Below are 24,848 nucleotides of genomic sequence, written 5' to 3' on the forward strand. Positions count from 1 at the left end.
GTTGTGGCGCAGCGGCTCGATCAGGCTCATGAACTGGTCGTTGGGGAGGCGCTTGTTGGTGAGCGCCCCGCAGGTGAACCGCAGGTGCCTGATCAGGCGAGGGCGCAGGAGCTGCGCGGTGAGGAAGGTGCCGCCGGGCAGCGACGCGTTGAGGCACAGCAGCCGGCCGGGGATGCCGGGCGGATAGTTGTCGAAGGCCTCGCACGACACCAGCACCAGGCTGCCGACGCGGTCCGAGCCGCCGGGGGCGACCACGAGCTGGGCGCCGCCCCAGTCGTTGCACGCCAGCGTCACGTCGCGCAGGTCGAGCTCGACGAGGAAGCCGGCGATCATGCGGCCGAGCGACTCGAGACTGAGGTCGGCGTCGTCGGGCATGGGCGTGCGGTGGGCACCGAAGGGCATTTCGGGCACGATGCAGCGGTAGCGGTCCCGCAGCCTGGCCACGACGCGATCCCACAGCGTGCCGTTGGTCAACACCCCGTGCAGCAACACCACCGCCGGCCCGTCCCCACCGCTGTCGGAATACATGAGCCCCGCCGAAGACGGCCCCATGAGATCACCCCGCACCCGCCCGACGGTACCGATCCGGGGCCCATGGCGCTCCGCCGCGTGGCGGCAAACATCAACTCGAATTCGGAGGACTCGGCTCCGTGCCGCGGTGACTTGCGCTAGCGGTCCGCCGACACTGACGATACAATGTAGGATATGATGGAAGATCATGTGAAATTCCACCTAGGTGGCGAGGTCACTATCGACCAGCTTTCCGATGCGTTCATTCGCTTCTCGCAGGTTCTTGATGCTCTGAGGCAGACCCATGGTGCAAGGGTCCGCTGGATGCTCACCGGGCTTGACTACGGGAGCGCGGCTGCGACGGCTCGGGCCGTCCCGCTAGACGACGAGGCCGTAGAGAGGATCCCGGTCATGTACGACAGCTGCATCGATGCAGCGCGACGCGTGCGGGACGGAGGCCTTGATCGCGCTTTTCCCTTACATCGAAGAATGCACGGACTCATGGCCCTCGCCGACGAGAGCCACCCGATCGCGATCCAGACGGACCGCACACAGGTGGTTGTCGAGGCACGGATTCCCTCTCTGACACTCACCGCTGAGGAACCCGATGTGGAGGCGAGGTCGCTCGGGACTGTGCGTGGACGCGTCGAGACGCTGTCCCGGCGCAGGGGTCTGACTTTCCGCCTCTACGAACTCACCACAGACTCTGCAGTCGTTTGCTACATGGACCCGGATCTTGAGGGCACGATGCGGGGCGTGTGGGGGCACATCGCCGATGTCACTGGCACGGTCCTTCGTGACCCCAAGACCGATAGGCCGCTATGGATTCGGCGCGTCACCAACGTAGATCCCGTCGACGAGGGCGACCCCGACGGCTACCTCAGAGCTCGCGGAGCGGTCCACACCTCTGAACCGGCCGAGATTCTGGTCAGGCGTATGAGAGATGAAGACTAGGCCGGTTCGGGCGTATCTCGATGCGAACGTGCTGATCGCCTACGTGGCGAACGAGAACGGTCGGGCCGGCATCGTCCAGTCTGTGCTGGACGATGCGCGAGACGAGAAGATCGAGCTGTTCACCTCTGTGTTGTCGATCACGGAGGTCGCTTTCGTCACTACCGGTCAACCCGACGACCCGGCCGGAGGCGAGGATGCCATCGATCAACTCTGGGTTCCTGCATCACCCATCCATGTTCTGGACATCTCAATCAGGATCGCCCGCGAGGCACGGGCGATCATTCGCAAGTCGAAGAGTCTCGGCACGAAGACGGTCAAGCCCGCCGATGCCATACATCTGGCGTCAGCATCGATCCACGACTGCGACCGCGTCTTCACGTACGAGAATCAGGCGACGCGCCACAGCTGGGCGGAGTTGATCAGCTTGACGGTTGCTGAGCCATTCCTTGACGAGCCACGACTCGACGTCAGCGGATGACGGCAGGACGATCACCCTTCACCCTCCTAGCGCCGCACGGCGGCATGAGGATTCAGCCCACGACGTGCTGACGGCTTGCCAGCGTCCGTAGCGCCGACGCGGCATCCGTCTCGCGTCGCAAGATGCATAAGGCATGACCGCCCGACGCTGTCAGGCTGCCTCCGTAGACTTGCGCCCATGGGAGCACGGCTCGTAGTAGGCGATGTAGCCGCAGGCGCCGGACAGAGGCGCTGTGACCCGGCGGCCACGTACCTGCGGCATCGAGGTCGCTGATGGACACGCTCAGCAACCCGATCATCAACTCGCCGTATGAGCCGCCCGAGCGGCACTTTGCCCTAGGGCCCAATGGGCCGACGGGCGAGATCCTGCCCGGTCGCCGGCCGAGCGAGTCGTTCATCCCGATGCCGGCCAGTAAGAAGAAGCGCGGCAAGAAGGATGTACCCGAGCAGGAGTCCCTGGACCTCTTCGACGCAACCGGCGAGCGTCGGGAGCAGAACAGCCTCATCAACGACATGAGGCAGCGTGTCGAACTGTGGCGGGGCCGCGGCTACCCGCATGCCACCCCCATCAGCCGCAAGCTCATGCAGCACTGGGCGGACCCGACCAGAGAAGAGCGGGTCCTGTACTGCCAGCGCGAGGCTGCGGAGACGGCGATCTACCTCGCTGAGGTCGCTGGGCGCCGCGGCGAGCCCGACTTCCGGACCCGGATCGACCCGGAGAACGAACTCCACAACAACGGACTTCCACGCATCGCCGTCAAGATGGCCACAGGTACGGGGAAGACGATCGTGATGGGCATGCTCATCGCGTGGCAGGTCTGCAACAAGGCGTACAACAAGCGCGACGCTCGCTTCACCAGCCGGTTCCTCGTCATCACACCGGGCATCACCATCCGCGACCGTCTCCGAGTGCTGTTCCCCCACGACGACGCCAACTACTACGACCTCCACGGGCTGATCCCGAACGACCTACGCGATCTGCTGGACGACGCCGCCATCGTCGTCACGAACTATCACACGTTCCTGCCGAAGCTGGCCAAGGAGTTCGAGGGCATCTCAAAGAACACGCGCCTGATCCTCACAGGCAGCCAAGACGGCGCTCGATTCCACGAGTCCAACGAGGACATGGTCGACCGCATCATGCGAGACCTCTCCAGTCGGGGCAGCGGCGAGGTCATCGTCATCAATGACGAGGCACATCACTGCTACCAGGACAAGCCTCTCGACTCCGGCACGGGCGCCTCCAGGCTCAAGAAGGACGAGAAGGAGCGGAACGAGAGTGCCCGTGTCTGGTTCCGCGGGATCGAGGCGGTGGCGGCGAGGGTCGGGGTGAAGGCTGTCTACGACCTCTCGGCCACTCCCTTCTATCTCGGCGGCTCCGGATACAACGAGGGCTTCATCTACCCGTGGACGGTCAGCGACTTCTCGCTGATGGACGCCATCGAGTCCGGCATCGTGAAGGTTCCTCGAATCCCCGTCGACGATGACGTCGACAACACGGAACTGCCGACGTATCTCACGCTGTGGGAGCACGTTGGCGATCTGCTTCCGAAGAAGAAGGGGAGGAAGGCCGAGTCGGACGCTGACTGGGTTCCGCCACCCGTGCTGGAGGGAGCGCTGAGGTCGCTGTATCGCAGCTACGAGAAGCGCTTCAAGCAGTGGGAGGCAGAACTCGAAGCAGTTGGCGAGCCTCCGCCGGTGATGATCGTTGTTTGCCCGAACACGATCGTGTCGAAGCTGGTCTACGACTGGATCGCCGGACAAGAGGTCGAACTCCCGGATGGCAGAGAGGTCATCCGCCCGGGCAACCTGCCACTGCTCAGCAACGTTGACGGCGACGACTGGATCGGCCGCCCGCCGACGATCATCGTGGACTCCGCTCAGCTCGAGTCCGGCGAGGCCTTGAAGGGCGAGTTCAAGGAGGCGGCTGAGAAGGAGCTAGAAGTCTTCAAGACCGAGTACCGCGCCCGCTACCCCGGCGCCGATGTCGACCAGCTCACGGATCAGGACATCTTGCGCGAGGTGCTCAACACCGTCGGCAAGCGGGGCAAGGTGGGCGAGACAGTTCGCTGCGTCGTCTCGGTCGCCATGCTCACCGAGGGCTGGGATGCCAACACCGTCACTCACATCCTCGGAATCCGCGCCTTCGGGAGCCAGTTGCTGTGCGAGCAGGTGGTGGGCCGCGGCCTCCGACGCCGCAGCTACGCCCCGAACGAGGCCGGAAGGTTCGAGCCGGAGTACGCCGAGGTCTACGGCGTGCCGTTCGCCTTCATCCCCACCGACCGAGCGGTACCGGTGCCCAGGCTTCAGCGGCCGGCGGTTGAAGTATTCGCCGTCGCGGACCGCCACAACCTCCGCATCGAGTTCCCGAAGCTCGACGGCTACCGAATCGAGCTGCCCGAAGCGCCAGTCACGTTCGATCACGAGAACACGACGGCCATCACGGTCGATGAATCGCTCGTAGCAACCTGGACGGAGGCCCAGGGCATCGTGGGCGAGGCCGACGAAGCCGAACTCGAGATCGTCAAAGCCGCGCGCCGCCAGCAGATCGTGTTCAACGTGGCCGCAGAGGTACTGCGACGACACCTGCCGGGTCACGACGGCGCGCTCAAGCCCTGGCTCTTCCCCGAGCTGCTGCGCATCACCAAGCAGTGGTACGACAACAAGCTCGCCTTCGCTCAAGGCACCCAGCCAGGCATGCTGCTGCTCGCCGAGCCGAAGGCGTGGGCAGCCGAGGCTGTCTACAACGCCATCGTGCAGTACCCCGACATTCGGAGCGACGTCCTGCTTCCGCTGTACCGACGGTTCGATCGCGAGGGCTCCACCGACGATGTCGACTTCGTCACCCGGAAGGCGGTCGTCGAAACGAGGAAGTCGCCGGTCAACCTCGTGGTGCTGGACGGCGTGCGCGGCAATACTTGGGAGGAGACCGTGGCCGCGCTGCTGGAAGCGAACGACGACGTGCACTCGTATGTGAAGAACGACCACGTCGGCTTCGAGATCCCCTATGTCCACGCAGGCAAGAGCCACCGGTACATTCCCGACTTCCTTGCCCGCCTCAAGAAGCGAGAGCACGACGACGTAGACCGGACCCTCGTCATCGAGGTCTCGGGTGGGCAGAAGAGCCCCGGCCCCACCACCGCCAAGGCCCAGACCGCGCGCAACGAGTGGTGCACCGCCGTGAACAACGACGGCGGCTGGGGCCGCTGGGGCTACACCGAGATCGACAGCATGCTCGACGCTGAGGGACGAATCGCCGCCGCGGTCGAGTTGCTCTATGCCGACGCCCCGATCATCGGCGAGCCGGTGACCTGAAGGAGAGAACAGTGGCGCGCAAGAGGACACCGAGGGAACCCACGCCGATCGAAGCCATCACACACCAGGACACCCGCGCGAACCTCCCCACCGCCGATGCCCACGACTTGGTCTCGCCCGAGGTGGAGGAGTTGGTCCAGGTCGCCTACCCGCGTGAGGTCCGCTGGCCGATGCTGGTGTGGAAGGGCAAGGAGGAACTTGACCGAGCCGACCTCCAGGTCGATGCGCCGCCGCTGTACATCCAAGAGAAGATCGACCCCCGAGCCCTGATCGAGAACCTTCGCAAGACCTCCACGGAGGGCGAACCCGAACTTGCTCTCTTCGAGGCCTTCGACGGGCTCAGCGCCCTCGATCTCGTCGAGTTCTACCAGCACGCCGCCAATTGGTCGAACCGCATGATCCTGGGCGACAGCCTCCAGGTCATGGCCAGCCTCGCCGAGCGCGAGCGCCTGCGCGGCAAGGTGCAGATGATTTACATCGACCCGCCCTACGGCATCAAGTTCGGATCGAACTGGCAGGTGTCGGCCCGAAGGCGCGAGGTCAAGGACGGCAACATCGCGCATGTCTCCCGCGATGTCGAGCAGGTCAGAGCCTTCCGGGACACCTGGGAACTGGGGATCCACAGCTATCTCACCTATCTGCGCGACCGGGTCTCGGTGAGCCGGGACCTGCTGACGGCCAGCGGGTCGCTGTTCGTGCAGATCGGCGACGAGAACGTGCACCTGGTCCGTTCGGTTCTCGATGAAGTCATGGGGGCCGAGAACTTCGTCAGCATGATCTCCTTTGTGACGACGAGCGGGTTCACGCAGGCCTCGGCACTGCCCCGGACGGGTGACTACATCCTGTGGTATGCGAGGGACTCCGATCACCTCAAGAGCCGCCCGCTGTGGGAGGAAGCCAAGAATCGGCAGGGCTATCGGTGGCTGCACTTCGAAGACGGAACGAACCGCGGGCTGAAGAGGGAGGAGTCTCCCGACAAGCCTCCAGCAGGAGCGCGCCTATACAAGCCGGACAATCTTCAGTCTCAGGGGGCCGCTTCTGAGCCACAGCCCTACGACTTCGCCGGCAGGCAATACATGCCCGGCGCGAACTCGCATTGGAAGGCCTCGTATCCGGGCGGCATGGACCGGCTGGCATGGGCAAACCGAATTCACGTGGCACGCAACAGCATCAACTACCGGCGATTCGCTGACGACTTCGCCTTCAAGGCCCGCACGAACTTCTGGGACGATACCGGTACGGGCAACTTCACTGACGACAAGGTGTACGTCGTCCAGACCAACACCAAGGTCGTCGAGCGCTGCATCCTGCTGGCCACCGACCCCGGCGACCTCGTTCTTGATCCTACGTGCGGCTCTGGCACGACTGCCTTCGTCGCCGAGCGGTGGGGCCGGCGTTGGATCACGGTCGACTCGTCTCGGGTGGCGCTGGCGATCGCTCGTCAGCGACTGGCCGGGGCGCTGCATCCGTACTTCGTTCTCGCGGACAGCGAAGCCGGAAGGAACCTCGAGGCCGAGCTATCGGGGTCGGCCCTGCCGGCCGCTGAGACTGCTGGAGACGTACGCAGGGGATTCGTCTACGCGCGCGCCAAGCGCATCACGCTCGGGTCGATTGCCAACAACCCCGACATTCGTGAGGGGATGTCCCACAGCGAGATCAAAGAGGCGATTGCCCGGCATGCTGACACGGAGCTCCTATTCGACCGTCCCTTCAAGGGCGACTCCCGTATCCGGGTGAGTGGTCCGTTCACGGTCGAGAGCCTGTCTCCGCACCGGAACCGGTCGCCGGAGCAGGCACTTCAGGACGGTGCCGGCGATGACGGGCCTGCTGACACTGACTTCCTGGGCATGATCCTCGAGAATCTGCGCGAGTCCGGAATCCAGAACGGGCTTCGAGACGAGCGTCTGGAGTTCGATCTGGTCGAGCCGCACGCGGGTGCCCACATCCAGGCCGTCGGCTCACGCGAGGTTCCGGGTCCCGACGGCCCCGGCCGAGTCGGCATCTGCATCGGTCCCCAGTACGGAACCGTGGGACCCGCCTTCGTCAAGGATGCAGCCCGGGAAGCCGGACGGGACAGGAGCCTCGACCTGTTGTGCATCCTGGCGTTCGCGTTCGATCCGCAGGTGCTCAACTCCGACGAAGAATACGTGGCGGCGGATGAGGGCTTCGACGTAGCTGGTGTGCGGTCGCTCGGCCGGGTTCCGGTCCTGCTGGTGCGCATGAACTCGGATCTGCTGATGGGCGAACAGCTTGCGGCCAAGGCCGGCGGCAACCTCTTCACGACGTTCGGTGAGCCCGACATCAAGATCACGGTCGAAGACGAGAACGTGCACGTCGAACTGCACGGCGTCGACGTGTACGACCCGAACACCGGAACGGTGCGATCCGACAGAACGGACAGGATCGCGCTGTGGATGATCGACACCGACTACGACGGCGAGAGCTTTTTCGTCCGCCACTGCTACTTCACCGGCGGCCAGGACCCATACAAGCGCTTGAAGACGGCCCTGAGGGCCGATATCGACCAAGACGCCTGGAAGAGCCTCTACTCCACGGTGAGCCGGCCCTTCCCCAAGCCCTCAACCGGCAGCATCGCCGTCAAGGTCATCAACGACTACGGCGACGAGGTCGTCAAGGTCTACGAAGTCTCCTGAACCCCACCGAGAGCGATACGGCAGACGGGCATTGCCTGGCCTTCAGCCCGGGTGCGCTAGAGATCATTAGGCCCTTGAGCTGCAGATCGTGCGCACTTCGCACTGGCGACACCTGATGCCCGGCGAAGGATCGAATTCTCGCTTGCGGATCCTGACGGCGGCGTGTTGGACGGCCTGCTCAGCCGACGCGAGGCTGTCTGGGTCGACAGCGACGCCGTTACGTATGCCTCCGAGATCGTGGACGTAGGCGGCGCGGACGTCGAGGCCTTCCCGTCTGCCCGCGTCGGCGTACACCTGGAGTTGTAGCTCGTAGGGCGTGGTGTCGGCGTCGGTGGACGTCTTGTAGTCGACGATCGCGAGTCCGGTGGGCGTCCCGTCCTCCATGTCGAGAATCACGTCGGCTCGGCCCGACACGGTGACTCCGTCGAGATGCAGTTCGAAGGGCCGTTCTGTCTCCCACACCCGGCGCAGGTCGGCTTCGTGGTTCGTGACGTAGTTCCCGATCAGGCGTCGGGCCGCGTCCTTCATCTTGCGGTGTCCGACCTTGTTGGCAGTCGGCAAGAAGAAGTGATCGTCAAGCATCTGGTCAAGCTCGCTGCTGGTCGGGACGTCATCCGTCGCTTGCGTATGCTCCGCGACCCGCCGAAGGAGGTGATGCACCGCCTTGCCATAACCGAGTTCGGGTGCCAGCCGAGGCTGGAAGCCGACGAGGGTGCGCAGCCGGTACGCCAGCGCGCAGTCGAGGAACGACGCCAGTTCGCTGAACGTGATGGCCAGCGTGTTCTCGTCGCGGTCGGACTGCGTCTCGATCGGCGGAAGCACAATGTCGTCTGGATCGATGTGGTGATCCTCAAGCTCCTCCCAGTAGGGGCTTGGCTGCACCGACCTCGTTGTGACTCGGTCGTGACGAGAGACAGACACCCAGTCGCGCGCTCTCGTCGCGGCCACGTAGAAGAGCCGCCGTTCGTCGGCGTCGGATCCTTCGTATCGTTCTGCGTTGAAGAGTGACCGGGGCATTAGCCAGTCCTGCTGTTCTCCCGTGCGAGAGGAAGGGAACCGCCTTGCGGTCAAGGACGGGATGAAGACGGCCGGCCATTCGAGTCCCTTTGCGCGATGCACGGTGGTGATGTCGACTGCGTCAACGGTCAGATCTGGCTCGCCGTCGAATCCTTCGTAAGCCCCCTGTGCGTAGTTCACGATGTGGAGAGCGAGATTTCTGTAGTACCACTCGCCGCCCCATTCGCCGCCAACCTGTTCACCGTGAACCTCAGCGTCGAGCCTCGCACGGCGCCGGACACTCTCGTAGTCCGCTAAGAGTGATGTGAACCTCGCCAAAGTGCCGACCGCGTTGAGGCGAACCGGATCGTCGAAGTCCCAATCGCGAACCTCAAGCACATCGAGCAGCTCGTAGAAGTCACCGACCAGGTCCGCGGTCCGCTCGCTGTTGCGCGAATGGGTCTGCCACGCCATGAGCACCTGCTTGACCCGGTTCTCGTGGGGCTTGCCTCGAAGCTCGAAGACTGTAGCGTACTCGTCGAGCAGCGATGCGAGTTCGACTGGTTCGCGCCATTGGTAGCGCTCTCCCCAGTCCACATCACTCAACCAGCAATAGGTCTTAGCCAGCGCGACGGCTTCGGCCTGATCGAAGAGACCCGTGCGTCCGCCCGGCTGGACTGGCACGTTGAACGTAGCCAACTGCTCAAGGACCCGTCCGTATGCGGCTCGCGATCGAACAAGAATGCCAATGTCCGTGAAGGGAACCCCGGCTTCGTGTTGATCAACCACCAAGTTTGTGATCCAGCCAGCCTCTGTCATCTCGTTCCGCGCTCGCCACACGACGACTCGCGGATCTGATCCGTCGGCGAGCCGAGCGGGGTTCATCTCCTTCGTAAGGCGGTTCGGGATGGACTGAGCGAACCGGTTGGCAGCCTCGATGATCTCAGGGCGGCTTCGACGGTTCGTCGTGATCTCGAACCTAGTCACGGGCTCATACCTGGTCGCGAACGTCACGATGTTGTCCACGTCGGACCCGCGCCACTGGTAGATGGCCTGATCGTCGTCCCCGACGACGCAGAGTTCGGTGTCGGGGCCAGTGAGCCGTCTGATGAGTTCTTCCTGGGCCGGGTTGATGTCCTGGTACTCGTCGACGATCAGGAATCGGAGCGTCTCGTGTACCCGGCTGGCTACCGCAGGCCGCCGAAGCTCTTCGACGGCTGCGCGAATCTGCTGACCGTAGGTGAGCAGGCGGTATCGAGCGAGAGTTGCGTAGTACTCCTCCAAGACCGTCCGGAAGTCCTCCGGCAGACATTCAAGGTCAAGCAGCTCGTTGTCCACGACCTCTACGTTCCGCAGGAATCTCTGGACTGAGGCGAACAACCTCTTGTTGGCGTCGAACTGCCGAACGTTGAGCCGTCGTGCCTCCCGGCTGACGAATGCCGCTAGCTGGTTCTCGTCAAGCACGTCGTAGGTCTCGTACTTGGGAACATGCTGCTGGAGCAGTCGGAAGCAGTACGAGTGGATGGTGCCCACGAAGAGGCCGTTGAGCCGGTCAAGAGCGCTGGCTCCCAGCCGGGCGGTGACCCGTGCCTCGATGCGTTCCTTCAGTTCTGCCGCGGCTCGCTCGGTGAACGTGAAGGCGACGATGGCGTCCGGCCGCGCATCCTCTGCCAAGAGGTCAGCGACCCTCTGCGAGACGACTTCGGTCTTGCCTGAGCCCGCCGACGCGATGATCTGCATGTGGGAGCCACGATGCTGAACCGCCCTCAGAGCATCGCCTTCGAGGATTGGTGCCTCGCGCAAGCGCCAGAATCTAACAGCATGGTGCTCACGGATCCGTGCATTCTCAGATGAGCGTCAATGCTGGAGTGTTCAGTGGCTGGGAGATGACGGATGACCATCCACCCGTGAGGGTGGCGGCCCCTTCATCGTGTCGAGCGACCAAGCATCGACGCCGATCTGAAGGGACCGCCGGACTCATGATGAACCAGGAGCATTACATGGGTCTACATTCGCTCAAGAATGAGGGCAGGACGAACACGGACTGAACCGATGCCCAGCCCGGTACCTCTCCGGACGGTGAGTGGCCGGGCTCTCGCGCGTAACGCCCCCCCTTGGCAGCCCGCCACACGGCACGCTGGTTCCTCTCGAGCGCGATGAGCGCCCCAGAATCGAGGACGAAGATGCTCACCGACCGAGAACGGTTCGAGCTTCTGCCTTTTCCTGGGGAGTCAACGGGCCGTGCTGCCCTTCCCAATCGGCGATCACTTCACGCATCTCCTTCATGTCCGACCGCTGGCCCTCTGCATCGTCAAACCACTCTCGGTGCTGCTCGACATAGCGCAGGGTCGCTTGGCGTACCTCCGCCCCCATGTCGCATCCGTCCGGGCTGTTCGGAGCGCTGGTCGGCTGAGTGCCAGCGGCGGCTCCCGTCTGGCCACGGTCGAGCCTGATCCTGCCGGCAGCCGAACGAACGGCCACCTCGCCGCCGGTGACGCCGAACTCGGCCCGCCAAGACCGCACCGTCCCGCCCTTCACGCCGGCTCTGGCCGCAACCTCGTCAATCGGGACCGTCCTGGTCAGGTGGGCCCACCGCTTCCGCTGTGATCGCGTATGCCGATTGCCCATGGCCGATCGCCTCCAGCGTCGGAAGATCACCCTACCCGGCGCAATTCACTCGTACTCGATTGGTCAGATCTCCGTCCATCTGATGTTCCTTCGCACATCGGATGATTCGGCCGTGCTGGCATCCGCACTCCCTCCGAGGCGAGCCTGCAGATGCCGCTTGTCGCGAAGGCTCCCGTGCCGCGGGACAGCGTGTCGGCCGAGACCCCGTCGTGGTCAGGGCTGCGTACGGGTACCCGTGCCGGGGGATGGCTGACCGTTTGCGACAGCCGAGTCCCGAACAGCGAAAAATCGCTGTAAATCATGTAAGATACTGATAATGCTGATACATACAGCAATGTGCCCGGGCACTACCACAACCGCTACCCCCAGCAGTACGAGGCAGAGTTGCGCGCCGCCCGTCAAGCCGGAGTCGTGCCGACGGCGGTGCCTGGCACACAGTTCGATGGGCTGGCGGCTGAGGGCGAGCGGATGATCTACGTCGTCGTTGATGGCCAGCTTCGCGTCTCGAAGAGACGCGCCCGTGGCGAGCACATCTCCCACGCTGTGCTGGCCGGCGGCGACCTAGTACACGCTGCGGGAGAGTTCGAGGTGATCGACCGCGACGGCGCTTGGGAGGTGATCGCGCTCAACAACATGAGCGGCCACTACAGGCCAGCGCCCGACACTCTGGAGATTGCGCGTGCCGCCTTCGAGTCAGCCGGGCTGCCGGTCAGGCCCGACGGCATGCAGCACTACGATCTGGGGACACCATGACCGCAATCGATTCGTCTCCAGCCGAGGCCGCCCACTCGGTGCTTGCGCGCCTAGACAGCGCCATGTACCCGCACGAGCTCGAGAACGCCTGGGTCGAGGCCCTTCGCGAGACCGACGCGCACCTAGACCGTGATCGGATACTCGCAGCCGCAGGCAAGCGCCTCTGTGTGTTCGACGAGGTGACCGACGACTGGCTGAGGCGGAGTTGGCTCGATCAAGTGGCCAGCGAGGTGCGCCGCCGCGGCGAGCAGCCCTTAGGCGACGACCTCGCCGCGATAGCCATGTCGGAAGTGCGGGAGGCGTTCGCCCGCTCCGTCGCCGATTTCGACAGCCTGCGCTCCTGCCTGTCGGCGGGCGACGACATCTCTGCTGCCGCGGACCGGATACCACAGCCCGCGATGCGGATCCGCGATCTGGGTCGCGTGACAAAGCGACTGCGGGGCTGTGGTCTGTTGGCTCTGGTCGCCGAAGAGGACGCTGAACTTGCCACAGACGTCGCCGAGGCCCAACTGCCTACCGCTCGGCTGGTGCCGGTGGTGCCCGAACCGTGGAGGATCACCCGCGACGACCTGCTCGGCTGGAGCCGCGGCCTCGACGCTCGAGGAGAGCTGCCGCGGCTCGTCCGCCGGCTCGTCGCAGAGACCACGACGGCGCATCGGATCGACTTCCCTGCAGGAACCGGTACTGCGAACCGCGGCTGGGACGGCACCGTCGAATGCTCGGCGGGCAACGAGTTCGTGCCTGCAGGGTTATCTCGTTGGGAGCTCTCCGCTGGGCAGTCCGACCCGGACCGGAAGGCCCGCAGCGATTACGACAATCGTGTCGAGGATGGTGCACCGCAGGACTGGAGCAATGCGACGTATGTGGCCCTGATATGCGCTCGCTGGCCCGAAGCGTGTGATTTTGAGGAAAAGAAGTCCCGGCAGGGACACTTCCGGTCGGTACGGGCGCTGAATGTGGACCGTATTGAAGCCTGGCTGGAGTGTGCACCGACGACCACGGTGTGGATGCGAGAGCTGTTGGAGATGCCTGTCGTGGGAGTCAGGCCGCTCTCGACATGGTGGGAGCAGTGGCTGGCCTCGACGACGGTCCCGCTCGAGAACAGGGTCGTGCTCGCAGGGCGTGAAGATCAGGCGGAGCGTCTTCGCGACCGTTGCCGTCAGCGACACGGGGGCGTTGTCACAGTCGGTGGCGTCCTTCACCGCGACGAGATCCTCGTCTTCGTCGCGGCTGCGCTGTGTGCATCAGACGGCTCGGCGCCGGGCCGCGCGGATGTGCTCTACGTCGACGCTCACGAGGCTGCGCAACGCCTGCTGGCGTCCGCAACGCCCGCGGGATCAACGAGTCCGAACCCTCAGCAGGCCGTGAAGGTCGTCGTGCCGTCCGCAGACTTCGTGCAGCATCTGCCAGCCGGGGCGAGCCACCAGATGATCGTTCCGATTCCCGGCAGTGACCAGGCCGACATCGTGCTGGAGGCAGTTGACTCCGACAGCGCGGCCCAGCATCTGCGCGCCGCGGTCGGGGATCTCCCCTCAGCCCACGAACTCGGCAGCCTTGCACGCATGAGTCTACTCGCGCTGAGGCGGCACCTCGCCGTGCAGCCTGAAGCTCACAGGCCGGGCTGGGCCGTGGGCCCGATCACGACAACCCTCAGGCGGAGCCTGCTACTCGGTGGCTGGGACGCCAGCCGCGAGGGCGACAGGCAGGTCGTGGAGAAGTCAGCCGGTCAGGAGTATGAGGCGGTCACAGAGGGCCTGCGCCAACTCGACCTCGGCGACGCCCCGATGATCGCCACTGGGGAGCTGTGGCACTTGGTCGCGCCCGCGGACTCGTGGACGCTGCTCGCACATCATCTCACCAGCGCCGACATCGAGGCGTTCTGCGAGGCCGCTCACGAAGTGCTGATCGAACCGGACCCGCTGCACGGGCTCACCGGCGACGAGCTCATCGCCGCCCAGTTCGGGGGGACAAGGGCGAAGTACTCGCCGTCCTTGAAGCGGGGTATCGCGACGACCCTCGCTCTGCTGGGCGCTCATCCCCCGACGCTCTACGGCACGACCACACGCAACACCAGTATCGCAACCCGGGTTGTGTGGGCAGTGCTGAACTCAGCCAACGAGGACGCGAGTTCAAAGACATGGGCGGCGGTCGCCGAGGTCCTGCCGCTGCTGTCGGAGGCTGCCCCCGAAGTCGTGCTAGAGGCTCTGCGAACCTGCCTTTCCGAACAGCACGAGTTCGCCACGGCGATGTTCACAGACAGCGAAGTCGGCGGCTTCGGATTCTCGCCCACGCCGCACATCCAAGTTCTGAACGCCCTAGAGGTCATGGCATGGTCACCGGACCACTTGATGGCTGTCGCCAACCTGCTCGCCAGGCTTGCTGAGATCGATCCCGGCGGACGCTATACCAACCGCCCCGATGAAAGTCTGTCCACTGTCTTCTGCGCCTGGATGCCCCACACCGCAGCCAGTAGCGACGAACGACTCACGACCGTCCAGATGCTGAGGCGTTCACACAACCGGGTCGCTTGGCCTCTCATGCTGTCGATGCTCCCGGGTGGCCGCCACTCCCAGATGCGCAAGGACGGCCCCCGGTTCCGTGACTGGAACAGACCCGAGACGGCTGTAACGCAAGCAGAGTACGGCGAGACCGTGATGGTGATCGCTGAGATGCTCCTTGAGGACGTGGGCAGCGGTCCCAGTCGATGGATCGACCTGATCGGGGAAGTCGCGGCCCTGCCAGAGGACATCCGCGCTCGAGCGATCGAGGCCTTGGGCCACGTGGCCGTCGCCGGCCCTGACGAGACGTTCAAGTCGAGAGTGTTTACCGGACTCCAGACACTCGTCAGGCAACACCGGCGGCACCACGATGCCCGCTGGGCACTCCCCGAGTCCGAATTGGCTGACCTCGACGAGATACTTGGGTGCCTGCGTCCCTCTGGGCGCAGTGCCTCCTACGGTGAGCTGTTCTCGCCGAGTCTGAGCTACATCGACGGTGTAGGAGCTATCGACGGATTGGAGGCGTTCGAGGCAGCGCTTGAGCCGAGGCAGACCGAGGCTGTCGAAGCGATCCTGGCCGACGGAGGCCCTGAGGCGGTGCTTGACTTCGCGATGGAGGTCGAGCAGCCTGGCCTAGTCGGGATCGCTCTGGCGCGAGCCAAGCCGGAGCTCGACAAGACAGTGCTCGATGCGATGGTCGACGCGCCCGCCCCGATCACGAGTGTCGGCCTCGGATACTTCGAACATCGCTTCGCGGAACTCGGATGGGAAGGCATCGACGGCCTGATTGCGAGCTATGAGGTACCTGCGCAGGTGGCCGCCGACCTGCACAGGGCAATCCCGGCAGGTGAAGCGCCATGGAATCGGGTCGACGCGCACGGTAGAGAGGTCGCAGACGCATATTGGAGGCGGGCGAACTACTTCGACATCCGTGTCACGTCTGAGCTGAGCGAACTGCTCACCGTGTCGAGCCGCTTGCGCCAGGCGGGACGCCCCGAGTTGGCCCGGACGCTGCTGTCGCGCGCCGAAGACGACTACGAGTCCGATCCTGAGTTCGCAGAGGAGGTTGCGGCCTGCCTTGAGCAGTGGCTCCAAAGCGAAGGCTCGGTAGCGGAGGCACCGGCAACGATGGTTGCATGGGAGCTAGCCAGCCTCATCAAGGTGCTCGACCGCCATCGAGAGCATCTCGGCATCGGGCGCGCTGCAACGATTGAATGGCTGTGTTTCCCGTTACTGCGACACCGGCCGGGCTCTCATCCATCAAGCCTCTACACCGCATTGGCTAAGGATCCCGGCTTCTTCGCTCGGCTGGTTGAGCTTGCGTACAAGCCTGCCAGCGCGTCTGCCGACGATGCGTCCGAGCCAACCGAGGCGAGCGTCCAGATTGCACTCAACGCCCACGAGGTGCTGCACTCATGGCCACGTTCGCAATTCGCGCCCGGAGTGGATGGCGAGGGCCGGATGGACGAGGCATCGCTCAATCGCTGGGTAGACGATGCTCGCGAACGGCTAGCCGAATTGGACAGAACCGACATCGGCGACAGGATGATCGGCACCGCTCTCGCTGCGTCTCCAAGAGACCCCGATGACGCTTGGCCCGGCGAGGCTGTCCGCGGCCTGCTTGAGCGGCTCGAACGCGACGACATCGACAATGGCATGTCCGAGGCCATCTTCGCTCAGCGCGGTGCCACGTCCCGCTCCCCCACCGGCGGCGGCGACCAAGAACGCGCCCTAGCCGAGCAATACCGGCAACAGAGCCGGAGCTTCGCAGAATGGCCCCGTACGGCAGCCCTCTTCAGGGGATTAGCTCGCAGCTACGAGCACATGGCCGAAGTCGTGGACCGCAGAGCCGAAGCCACCCGCCGCGGCCTCCCAATCTGAGGATTGGCATCTCCGGCCGTGACAAGTACCAGCCACCTCTGGCAACGACAGAAGATGCCCCACATACTTACTACAGTTGTAGATGTGCCGGCATCTGCTTCGCCCGACAACAGATGCAAGAGCGGACGAGGAGTTCGATGAGTCGATCCGCCACTGTCGCTCAGCTCGCGGCTCGCGCGAACATGGATTTGGACGATGTACTCGTGAGTCTGTGGGTCGCCGGGATTGATGACGTCGAAGAACCCGATGATATCGTGCCCTCACAGCTACTACGCGTCGCTGAATCTGCCCTTGAGATCGAGAATCCTAGACGACAGACCCGGATCGATTACTGGCTGAAGCAGACGGGAATGACACGTGCGGAGTTCACCGAGGAGGTCGCCCTCATCGGAGTGCGTATCAGACCCAACGTGAGGACGCTGCCAAAGGGCGGTCTTCGCCGCGTACGTAAGCGTTTTGCGCATAGAGCATTGCCGCCATACACACCGACTTCACAAGAGGAAGAATGTCCTCCGTTCGAATGGCACGATGTGGGCACTCCCCGACCGATTACGTTCCTGGACGAAGACGATCTATTGGAGATTCATAATGCACTCGTCGAGGATTTTGCTCGCGCTGAAGATCCTATATCTCCGCCTGGCATCAAGTCTCCGAATCTCGTCAGCTCTGCCATACTCCGCCCACAGACCTCCCATGGAAGCGAATACAAGTACCCGACGGTAGAGATGGCGGCCGCAGCACTTCTTCATTCTGTTGTACAGAACCACGCCTTTCACAATGGAAACAAGCGCACCGGACTCGTATCTATGCTTGCATTCTTAGATCGCAACAACGTGATTGCGACCTGTAGCGAGAGAGATCTATTCAGGTTCACACTTCGTGTGGCCCAGCATGGCCTAGTGCCAATGTTCTGCGATCAGATTGCAGATCGCGAGGTGCTTAGCATCGCTGAATGGATCAAATCCAATAGCAGGCGAGTCGAAAGGGGAGAAAGACCTATCCCTTGGCTTAGGCTTAAGCGCATCTTGACTAAGTTTGATTGCGAAACTGAGCACGCAACCGGAAAGGGCAACCGCCTAGACATTCGGCGCCCGGTAGAGAGAAAATCACGGCTTGGGCGCAAGAGGACTCGCGTTTTCCACACCCAGGTCGCATACGGTGGCGATGGTACAGAGGTCGAACGCAATACTCTCAACAAGATCCGGAACGATCTTGAGCTTGATGAGCCACACGGAGTCGATTCGCAGGTGTTCTACGGTTCGCAAGCAGAACCCGACGAGTTCATTCAAGTCTATCGAACCGTCCTGCGCCGCCTAGGACGACTCTGAAGGCCACCCGGCTGAACACCCTAGTGTCGGGAGGGATGCGATTCCGGAACGACCGAGGTCAGGTCAACTGTCGAACCCGGCCGTGATCAGGAAGTCGCGCCATTGGGCGGTGCGGTCTTCTGTTGCTTCTGGAGGCAGGGGCACCTCCAGGGCCGGGGCGGTCTCGTAGACGGAATGGGTCTCCACGATGAACTCGGCGCCGGCTAGCTCTGCTCTTGCCTCTTGTCTCTCCTGATCCGTCATCTCGGTGAACAGGCCCTCCGCGTCCAGGAGCATGCCGAAGAGGCCCGAGAGGTCCTCGCGGGTCGACCACACCCTCAGCAGACCCTGATCGTCTATCTCGATGAAGACCTCCACCGACATAGGACAAGGCCATCGGCACTTGGCGGGGTGGGCTTCGCTACCAAGTATGATGTTGGGGATGAGTGAGGTTCGTCAGTACTTGGTCTCCTCGTCGGGCCAGATGTCGCTTCCGGCGGCAGCCCGCCACCGGTGGGATCTCGACGGAGGCGGACCGGTCGACGTCGTCGATCTCGGTTTCGCCGTCCTGACGCTCCCCCGGGGCGAGGGGCGCCGCCTCTTGGGCGACTTGTTGAGCCGGGACGGGCACGCCGCCTTCGTGCGGTCTCTGGACGGCGACCCTGAACTCGCCACAACGTGAGCAAGGCCGTCCTCGACGACCACCTGCTGCGAGACCTGCTATCTGGGGACGTGGGCTCGGAACTGGCGTCGGTTTTGGCCGACCACGAGCCTGCCACTACAAACCTCTACCTCGTGAGGCTGTGCCGCAGCGTGGTCGCAGCCGCCGGCGGGGCGCTGACAGGCTCATGGCCCGCGGACGCCCGCCAGGCGCTAGGCCGCCAGCTCGTCGCGCTCCCCGACGACATCGCCGTCGTGCCGATGCGCACCGTCGCATTCCGGATGGCTGAGCTAGCTCATGCGCACCGGCTGTCCGCCCTCAGCGCCGAGGCCACCGCCGCATCGGAGCACCTCGACGCGCCGCTCTGCGTCTGGACAGGAGACGACGGTCCACGCCTTCGAGCCGCGGTAGCCGCGACCGGGGGCGACTACCGCACAATCGGACACTGAACACGGCGAGCGCTCCAGCCAGCCCCAGGGACGGATCTATCGAGGTGGGACTGAACCACCACGTTGGCAAGTGTCCCGCGACGATGAGCCCGTCCGATGTCCAAGCGCTTCTCGATGACGCAATCCCCTACGTCCCACCGCGCTGGAGCCGCTCGTACCCCCCACGCCTGTACGCAGTGAGCGACGGTGTCATCTACCGGGCTGCACCGACGAATCCAGGGACGTCGTACCATGGGTTCCCCGAACACCCGTCAAAGTTCCCGCGCGGCGGCAGCGCGAGGGCCGTCAAGAAGGAACTGCTGGAGCGCGCCACGCATCAAGGATGCGAGAGGGAGGTGCGGCGATGGATGAACTGGTAGCCCGATCGGGCGACGGAGACATCGAGTTCGTGCTGACCTGGTGCCCCAGGCGTCCAAAGGCAACCGCGGCCGAAGCGACCAGAGGACGCCTGAGGGTGAGCCTTCGGGGCAGGGCCGTCTGGCACGGCGCGGACGAGAACCACGGGTTCGGGTGGACCTGGGTAGAACTCCTCGAGTTCCTCGCGGAGTCATGGTTGTACCTCACCATCGAGGACGGGGCTCCTCTCGGTGTCGGCCTAGATGTTGCTCCTCGGATGCTCGCGGCGGCCGAGGCGGCGATCGATTCAGGATCTTCGATGGGGTCCGACCTCGGTCACGAGCAGCTTGAGGCATACTGCACGACACACGACCTGGCAGAAGCCGTACAGGGCGCGGTGATGCCGCCGCTCTGGATCGTGAGATCCGGCGACTCCGGATGGGTGGCCTCGACTGCGTCGACAGCCACGGCTCCGTTCCAGGAGTTGCTTGACGTCTTGAGCAACGTAGGCGACTCCATCGCGAAGCGGCTCGATGCGGTAGCCGACGAACGGGCGCGCACGGCGGTCGGGGCGTGGCGGACACGCAACGACCACGACCGCATGAAGGTCATCGAAGCGGCCACCGGCTACCTGCCCGAACTCGTGGCCGAGCCCGAGTCGGGGATCATTGAGGCAACGAAGAGCAGGTAGCTCGGTCGCTCCGCTCGAGATTCGGGCTCACCTCGGAACTGCTTTCGCATGGCAGGCGGGGAACCGCCCCGCACGTCAGTCAGGCCGCGTTCTCGGGCAGCTTCGGCAGGTCCGGCAGGTCGTCCTCTGACCAGGTCTCGGGCAGCATGCCGACGGCCCGGGCCGCGGAGATCTCTTCGCTGCGGTAGGCATTCAGCACGGCCCTGATGTAGGCATCGGGAAACTCGGGCGGCGCGAGGTCTTGAGGCACGAGCAGCGCGTGCTCGACGATGTCGGCCTGTTTGGTGCGCGTAGATCGGACGACGGTTGCCTCGGCGGAAGACGCGACGCCCAGCTCGCTCAGACGCCGCGACAACGTGGACATGTCGACTCGGTACTCGCTGGCGATGAGCACTGCCCTAGTCCGGGTGTCCTCGTCGCGCTGCCAGGCGCTGCGCAGCGCCGACTCCGGCAGCAGCAGCGCTCGAGCAAAACGGTCGATACGGGCCTCACGGTTGGTGGTCGGATCATCGGCCACCAACCAGTCGGTCGAGAACTCGTCCGCGAACAGGAAGTGGCCCACCTCGTGGGCCAGCGTCAGGCGGCGTCGGCCGAGCGCGCGGCTGCCGTTGACCAACGCCACCCCTCCCCGGCTGAGAAGGATCGAGGCCCCGTCGGCAGCATCTTCGTCGAGCGCCAACGAGAACACGAGCAGGCCGAGGCCGGCGGCTCGCTCGACGAGCCCGACGGCTGGCTCGCCTTCGCCGTAACCGAGCATGCGACGGGCCTCACCCGCAGCGGTCTCGGCTTCTTGAATGGTCTGTGGAACCGCCAGTTCCGGGGAGGTCGACAAGTCCAGATCCGGTCCGATCCTCTGGAGGAACTCGACCTCCCGCGCCAGCCGCTCGACGGAGCGGTCTATCAGTGGGTTGGGAGCCCCGGCCTCGGCGGCGTTGCGCCGTGACACCACCGACGCCGGCGCGTCCTCGAAGAACCATTCGATCCGCACGTCGAGTGCATCCGCCAAGCGGGCCAGTTCGACCGCTCCCACCCTGCGGGCGCCGATCTCGATCTTTCCTAGCGCCGAGCGCTCGATGGCAGCACGCGCTGCACACGCGCCCTGGGTGAGGCCGGCCTCGCGTCGAGCCGCCGCAATCCTCTCGCCCAGTTCCCCGGGTGCCAAGGCCATATGTGCGATTATAGAACAACGTTGCAAGCTGTCAACGGTGGGCCGAATCGCTTCCCACATCCCACCATGCCCCGGGGACGCCCCCGAGTCGAGAACGACAGTGCTCATCATCGATTATCAGGCGCCCGCTTGAGGTGGCGCTCGATGCGATCGCACCATTCCTCGGCCTCGGCTACCTCCTGCTGCGAGGGCTCGCCGACCTCCTCGACCAGTTCGGCGAGATAGCGGTCGGCCTCCTCCAAGAGGTCACTGCGGCGCGCGATCCCAGCTGATCGAGCGCTTAGGCCGGTGTGTGCCGTGCTCGGAGTCTCTCCAGCGGTCGCCATACATGAGAACATACAATATAGATGAAAAGGAACCAACACGGCGTTGGAGGTTCCTCTAGCGGCGAACCGAGGCGGAGTCAGGGCAGGGCGGGCCTGGTGTGGAGTTGGTCGGCTAGTGAGGTGATCTCGGCTGACATGGTGAGCTGCTGGCGCCAGGGTGGGAGGATCGACTGGGCTCCGTAGTGGGCGCCGGCGATCTGGCCGTAGATGGCGGCGGTGGTGTCGGCGTCGTCGCCTAGGTTCACGGCCATGAGGGCGCCTTCGCGGAAGTCGGAGGACCGGTGGAAGGCCCATAGGGCTGCCTCGAGGGACTCGACCACGTAGCCGGTTCCTCTGATTTCGGGCGGGTTGCGGTCCTTGAATGATCCGGCCGCGATGTGTGCGATCTTCTCGGCTAGGGGTTCGCGCTTCCATAGGCCCGCTACTGGGCAGTAGGCCGGCGACAGCAGGGTCTCCTTGTCGGTGCCGTGCAGTGCGCCGACCAGCAGGCCTGCGAAGTAGCGGCAGGCGTCTACGGCCTCCCGGGCCTGGTGGGTGGTCCGGGAGCTCTCGGCGGCCATGGCGAGGGCCTCGGCCGCGTCGCCGGCATAGAACATCGGCACCGGCGCGAGGCGCATCAGCGAACCGTTGCCGGCGCTGCGCGGGTCGGTGGACCCCGCATACGGGTCGCCGTCACGGACGAAGCGAGACAGCGCGGCGCTCACCGTGTTGCCGATGTCGAAGCAGTCCCCCGTGGACGACAGGTAGCCCTCGCTCCGCCAGCGCACGTAGCGCCGCATCTGGTCGGCGGCGTCGAACCCGCCGCACTCGAGGAGGCTCTCGGCCAGGCACAGCGCCATCGACGTGTCGTCGGTCCACTGGCCGGGCCGCAGCCGGAAAGGCCCGCCGCCGACCATGTCGTCGATCGGCTCGAACGTGCCCGGCGGCCGGAACTCCAGCGTGGTGCCCAGCGCGTCGCCGGCCGCCAGCCCCAGCAGGCAGCCCCGGAACCGGTCCCGGGCCGACGGCCGACCAACCTGTGAGGCGGCTGCCGGGCTCACCGCTCGGCCCAGTGGCGAACGTACTCGTGCTGCTCGTGAGTCTGGGGGGAACGGGGAACCCGCCGGCTCTTCTCGACGTGCTTCCACCACTCGGCGATCTGCTTGAGGGCGTCGTCGCCGGTGAGCCCGCGGCGGACCAGCCAGCAGCCGACCACGGTCCCGGTGCGGCCGATCCCGCCCCAGCAGTGGACATAGACCGTCCTGCCCGCGTCGATGGCGCCGTCGATGGCGTCGAGGATCGAGGTCATGGCCTCCACGGAAGGGACGGACATGTCGACGACCGGGTGAGGCTCCCACCGCACCTCCATGCGTTCGGCGTACGCCTGCTCCCGCAACATCGGCTCGTACGGCTCCAGGCCGTCGGCCGGCCGGGTCAGGTCGATGAAGTGGTCGATGCCGGCCCGCAGCAGCCTCCGCAGCCGCCGATCAGCGTCGGCACGGTTCAACGAGCCCGGATACTCCCCCGCCGCGAACCGGCCCGGAACCACCCAGTAGCTGTTCGCCATCGGCCGATCACCGCGGCCAGATGCGCTCATGTCCATCTTCTCTCCCGGTCGCCCGACGTACCCGAGGCTAGATCGGACCGCCGCACGGATCGCCAGGCGGCCATTCTTTTCGACGCGGTGCAGCGCGCCGACCCGCAGACCTGCGATGTAGCGGCAGGCGTCCACGACTCGCGTGAGGAATACTGTATATGATACTGATTGACATAGACTATGACATGATATGGTCGCAGTGTGGATCCGGTGATCGCTCATTCCGCTCGCCAGCACGGCGTGACCGACGACCAGATGCTCCACGTCTATCGCAATCCCATTCATGTGCACGTGCTCGGAGAACTTGACATGCTCATCGGGGGAGATCAGAGCGGCCGACTGCTGGAAGTCGGGGTCATGACCGACGTGGAACTAGGGATCGACGTTATTGTTCATGCCATGCTGGCACGGAGGAGGTTCTTAGAGTGGCGGCTATGAAGTGGACCTTCGAGGAGATACTCGACCGCTCTGACGAGCTCGCTGATCGGTTCGAGGCATTCGATCCGGACGCGGCCGAGGAGGTTCCTATCGCCGAGTACCTTCTGGCCCGAGCTGTCAGGCAGCGTGCCAAGAACGAGAGGCAGGTCGTCGAAGCTGTTCAGGCTGCGTTGGAGGACGGCACTTCGTGGAATCGCATCGGTCAGATCCTTGGCGTCTCAGATCAGGAAGCGAAGGGCCGCTACGGACATCTGGTCGAGCCGGATGAAGTGAGGCCGCAATGACCAGTGAACAAGACCGCTACGCGGACATCGAGGTTGACGTGTTGGACGAGGCGGGCGTCCGCACCGCCATCGACAACGCCCTCGCTAGGGCAGGATGCACCTGGGAGGAGCTTCAGCAGCAGGCCAAGGCTGGAAGCTTCTCCAGCGCGGTCGCTCAGCGGGCGTGGTTCGTCGTGTCGTCCTTTGAGCCTTCGGCAGCCTGACCTCGAGCGCGCAAGGTCCCCGGGGCGTGGGAGACTGGGGGATATGGCTCGGATTGAGATTGTTCCGGACGACTCTTGGGAGGGGGAGCTTGGCGAGATGCACCCGAAGGTGGTCGATCCCGCCTACGGGCGGGTCGACAACATCCTCGCCGTCCACTCGCTGAACCCCCGCTCCATGGCGGCCCACCAGGGCCTGTACATGTCGGCCATGGCCGGCACGGCCACGCTGCGCAAGGTCGAGCGCGAACTCGTCGCGCTGGTCGTGAGCCTCGAGAACGACTGCCACTATTGAATCGTCCACCACCGGCGCGGTCTGCGCCGGCTCATCAACGACGACGAGCTCGTGGCCGCGGTCGAACGGGACTGGACCACCGCGCCGTTGTCGCCCAAGCGGACGGCGATGCTGGCCTACGCGGTCAAGCTGACCCGCACGCCCGGCGCGATGGACGACGCCGACGTCGAGGACCTGCGAACGGTCGGCTTCTCGGACCGCGACATCCTCGACATCACCGAGGTCGTCGGCTACTACGCCTACGCCAACCGCATCGCCGACGGGCTCGGCATCGAGACCGAGTCCTGGATCCCCGACTGAACCGCAAGCAGTCCGTCAGCGGCGGCGCCGGCCCTTGCCTTCGAGGATCTTGGGGGCGCGGTCAGTCCCGCGCCCAGCAGCACCGGCCGTGGCGCGGCGATCTCGGAGGGCCACTTGTCCGACGCTTCGATTTAGGCGCCGACCTCCGGGG

At 64.7% G+C, this 24,848-nt stretch carries 22 protein-coding genes; 15 read left to right on the forward strand and 7 right to left on the reverse strand.

Annotation, left to right across the window (positions count from 1 at the left end; translation table 11 throughout):
* On the reverse strand, positions 1–567 hold a 567-nt coding region (locus ACOGXD_RS00005), incomplete at its 3' end, for an alpha/beta fold hydrolase (protein ID WP_419913915.1).
* A gap of 138 nt (positions 568–705) precedes the next feature.
* Between ACOGXD_RS00005 and ACOGXD_RS00010 the strand changes: the two genes are divergently transcribed.
* The 4 genes from ACOGXD_RS00010 (at position 706) to ACOGXD_RS00025 (ending at position 7,910) form a co-directional block, all read left to right on the forward strand.
* The gene (locus ACOGXD_RS00010; protein WP_419913917.1) at positions 706–1,464 is read left to right on the forward strand and encodes a hypothetical protein; all 759 of its coding nucleotides are present in this window, start codon (positions 706–708) and stop codon (positions 1,462–1,464) included.
* On the forward strand, positions 1,454–1,942 hold the full coding sequence (locus tag ACOGXD_RS00015) for a type II toxin-antitoxin system VapC family toxin (RefSeq protein ID WP_419913919.1): 489 nt from the start codon (positions 1,454–1,456) through the stop codon (positions 1,940–1,942). Before ACOGXD_RS00010 ends, ACOGXD_RS00015 begins: the two co-directional genes overlap by 11 nt.
* 269 nt (positions 1,943–2,211) lie before the next feature.
* Complete coding sequence (locus ACOGXD_RS00020) at positions 2,212–5,256, forward strand: BPTD_3080 family restriction endonuclease (RefSeq protein WP_419914004.1); 3,045 nt, start codon at positions 2,212–2,214, stop codon at positions 5,254–5,256.
* A gap of 11 nt (positions 5,257–5,267) precedes the next feature.
* Complete coding sequence (locus tag ACOGXD_RS00025) at positions 5,268–7,910, forward strand: site-specific DNA-methyltransferase (RefSeq protein WP_419913921.1); 2,643 nt, start codon at positions 5,268–5,270, stop codon at positions 7,908–7,910.
* Between the two features lie 66 nt (positions 7,911–7,976).
* Here ACOGXD_RS00025 and ACOGXD_RS00030 read toward each other — a convergent pair whose 3' ends face one another.
* Together ACOGXD_RS00030 and ACOGXD_RS00035 are read right to left on the reverse strand one after the other, a co-directional pair.
* Positions 7,977–10,709 carry an ATP-dependent helicase gene (locus ACOGXD_RS00030; RefSeq protein WP_419913923.1) on the reverse strand — a complete coding sequence of 911 codons (2,733 nt, stop codon included), beginning with the start codon at positions 10,707–10,709 and terminating at the stop codon, positions 7,977–7,979.
* A 384-nt stretch (positions 10,710–11,093) separates the two neighbouring features.
* Positions 11,094–11,429 (reverse strand): hypothetical protein, encoded by a 336-nt coding sequence (locus tag ACOGXD_RS00035; RefSeq protein WP_419913925.1) that lies wholly within the window; start codon positions 11,427–11,429, stop codon positions 11,094–11,096.
* A 441-nt stretch (positions 11,430–11,870) separates the two neighbouring features.
* On the opposite strand from ACOGXD_RS00035, the gene ACOGXD_RS00040 reads away from it, so the two are divergent.
* From ACOGXD_RS00040 to ACOGXD_RS00050, 3 genes are all read left to right on the forward strand, one after another.
* Entirely contained in the window at positions 11,871–12,287 is a 417-nt protein-coding gene (locus ACOGXD_RS00040) for a hypothetical protein (RefSeq protein ID WP_419913927.1), read from the forward strand.
* Positions 12,284–16,666, forward strand: coding sequence for a hypothetical protein (locus ACOGXD_RS00045; RefSeq protein ID WP_419913929.1), 4,383 nt, complete (start codon positions 12,284–12,286; stop codon positions 16,664–16,666). Before ACOGXD_RS00040 ends, ACOGXD_RS00045 begins: the two co-directional genes overlap by 4 nt.
* A 203-nt stretch (positions 16,667–16,869) precedes the next feature.
* Positions 16,870–17,994, forward strand: a complete 1,125-nt coding sequence (locus ACOGXD_RS00050) for a type II toxin-antitoxin system death-on-curing family toxin (protein WP_419913931.1) — start codon at positions 16,870–16,872, stop codon at positions 17,992–17,994.
* Positions 17,995–18,057: 63 nt separating this feature from the next.
* Here the strand turns inward: ACOGXD_RS00050 and ACOGXD_RS00055 are convergent, their stop codons facing one another.
* On the reverse strand, positions 18,058–18,357 hold the full coding sequence (locus tag ACOGXD_RS00055) for a hypothetical protein (RefSeq protein WP_419913933.1): 300 nt from the start codon (positions 18,355–18,357) through the stop codon (positions 18,058–18,060).
* Positions 18,358–18,415: 58 nt separating this feature from the next.
* Here ACOGXD_RS00055 and ACOGXD_RS00060 point away from each other — a divergent pair, with 58 nt between their 5' ends.
* The 3 genes from ACOGXD_RS00060 to ACOGXD_RS00070 all read left to right on the forward strand — a co-directional run bounded on the left by ACOGXD_RS00060 (position 18,416) and on the right by ACOGXD_RS00070 (position 20,110).
* The gene (locus tag ACOGXD_RS00060; RefSeq protein ID WP_419913935.1) at positions 18,416–18,655 is read left to right on the forward strand and encodes a hypothetical protein; all 240 of its coding nucleotides are present in this window, start codon (positions 18,416–18,418) and stop codon (positions 18,653–18,655) included.
* The gene (locus ACOGXD_RS00065; RefSeq protein ID WP_419913937.1) at positions 18,652–19,083 is read left to right on the forward strand and encodes a hypothetical protein; all 432 of its coding nucleotides are present in this window, start codon (positions 18,652–18,654) and stop codon (positions 19,081–19,083) included. The genes ACOGXD_RS00060 and ACOGXD_RS00065 overlap by 4 nt, the downstream gene beginning before the upstream one ends.
* A 343-nt stretch (positions 19,084–19,426) precedes the next feature.
* Entirely contained in the window at positions 19,427–20,110 is a 684-nt protein-coding gene (locus ACOGXD_RS00070) for a hypothetical protein (RefSeq protein ID WP_419913939.1), read from the forward strand.
* 79 nt (positions 20,111–20,189) lie between these two features.
* On the opposite strand, the gene ACOGXD_RS00075 is transcribed toward ACOGXD_RS00070, so the two are convergent.
* Positions 20,190–21,278, reverse strand: coding sequence for a helix-turn-helix domain-containing protein (locus ACOGXD_RS00075; RefSeq protein ID WP_419913941.1), 1,089 nt, complete (start codon positions 21,276–21,278; stop codon positions 20,190–20,192).
* A 134-nt stretch (positions 21,279–21,412) separates the two neighbouring features.
* On the opposite strand from ACOGXD_RS00075, the gene ACOGXD_RS00080 reads away from it, so the two are divergent.
* Entirely contained in the window at positions 21,413–21,550 is a 138-nt protein-coding gene (locus tag ACOGXD_RS00080) for a hypothetical protein (RefSeq protein WP_419913943.1), read from the forward strand.
* Positions 21,551–21,681: 131 nt separating this feature from the next.
* Here ACOGXD_RS00080 and ACOGXD_RS00085 read toward each other — a convergent pair whose 3' ends face one another.
* Entirely contained in the window at positions 21,682–22,644 is a 963-nt protein-coding gene (locus ACOGXD_RS00085) for an ADP-ribosylglycohydrolase family protein (RefSeq protein WP_419913945.1), read from the reverse strand.
* Positions 22,641–23,180 (reverse strand): protein-tyrosine phosphatase family protein, encoded by a 540-nt coding sequence (locus ACOGXD_RS00090; protein ID WP_419913947.1) that lies wholly within the window; start codon positions 23,178–23,180, stop codon positions 22,641–22,643. The genes ACOGXD_RS00085 and ACOGXD_RS00090 overlap by 4 nt, the downstream gene beginning before the upstream one ends.
* 201 nt (positions 23,181–23,381) lie before the next feature.
* On the opposite strand from ACOGXD_RS00090, the gene ACOGXD_RS00095 reads away from it, so the two are divergent.
* The 4 genes from ACOGXD_RS00095 to ACOGXD_RS00110 are packed head-to-tail and all read left to right on the forward strand — an operon-like array spanning position 23,382 to position 24,697.
* Positions 23,382–23,618, forward strand: coding sequence for a hypothetical protein (locus ACOGXD_RS00095; RefSeq protein ID WP_419913949.1), 237 nt, complete (start codon positions 23,382–23,384; stop codon positions 23,616–23,618).
* Positions 23,615–23,902, forward strand: a complete 288-nt coding sequence (locus ACOGXD_RS00100) for a hypothetical protein (protein WP_419913951.1) — start codon at positions 23,615–23,617, stop codon at positions 23,900–23,902. Before ACOGXD_RS00095 ends, ACOGXD_RS00100 begins: the two co-directional genes overlap by 4 nt.
* Positions 23,899–24,105: a hypothetical protein gene (locus ACOGXD_RS00105; protein ID WP_419913953.1), complete on the forward strand. Its 207-nt coding sequence runs from the start codon at positions 23,899–23,901 to the stop codon at positions 24,103–24,105. Before ACOGXD_RS00100 ends, ACOGXD_RS00105 begins: the two co-directional genes overlap by 4 nt.
* A gap of 43 nt (positions 24,106–24,148) precedes the next feature.
* Positions 24,149–24,697 (forward strand): carboxymuconolactone decarboxylase family protein, encoded by a 549-nt coding sequence (locus tag ACOGXD_RS00110; protein WP_419913955.1) that lies wholly within the window; start codon positions 24,149–24,151, stop codon positions 24,695–24,697.
* Positions 24,698–24,848: the final 151 nt, after the last annotated feature.

This window comes from Candidatus Poriferisodalis sp. (assembly GCF_965204125.1).
GTDB lineage: Bacteria > Actinomycetota > Acidimicrobiia > Acidimicrobiales > Poriferisodalaceae > Poriferisodalis.